This is a genomic window from Bradyrhizobium sp. 139 (genome assembly GCF_023074175.1).
Taxonomy (GTDB): domain Bacteria; phylum Pseudomonadota; class Alphaproteobacteria; order Rhizobiales; family Xanthobacteraceae; genus Bradyrhizobium.
In genome coordinates, this window is sequence record NZ_JADPKS010000031.1 from 1 (window position 1) to 656 (window position 656).

General features: G+C 60.1%; 1 pseudogene. It reads left to right on the plus strand.

The annotated features are described in order from the left end of the window. Window positions 1-371 precede the first annotated feature (371 nt). Window positions 372-656 (plus strand): annotated as a pseudogene (locus IVA80_RS08500) (flagellin); the annotation flags it as partial.

Sequence of the window (656 nt, forward strand, 5' to 3'; positions counted from 1 at the left end):
GCTGGGATTGCCCCGTCTCTCATGACCTCAACTTCTCGAACCGCCCGGTGCGGACCCGCATGCCGGGTGGTGTGGCAGGGGAGCGACCCACAAGGTCGCTCCCTATGCCGATCGCGGTCGGACAAAGAAGCAATCTGGCAGCTTCGAAAAGTAACCGTTGGTTATGGTTAACGAGAGGCAAACGCCGCAAAAAGCGAGGAATTTCAGGCCCATCGTCGTTGATCCCGAGTGCTCCTGGAGCCTTATGGTGAACCGGCGCTTACGGTGCGAGACGAGGCTTCACCCTTTGTTAGCCATGTCCCCTCAGGTTGTGCCCGTCACTCGATCCGAAGCGATCGAACGAAGACGCGTAAACCAGAAGGGTAAGAGTCATGTCCGGTATTGTTCTCTCTGCGTCGGTTCGCCAGAACCTGCTCTCTCTCCAGTCCACCGCCGACCTCCTCGCCACCACCCAGTCCCGTCTGTCGACTGGCAAGAAGGTGAACTCGGCGCTCGACAACCCCACCAACTTCTTCACGGCACAGTCGCTCGACAACCGCGCCAGCGACATCAACAATCTGCTCGATGGCATCGCCAACGGCGTGCAGGTGCTCCAGGCCGCCAACACCGGCATCACCTCGCTGCAGAAGCTGCTCGACAGCGCCAAGTCGATCGCC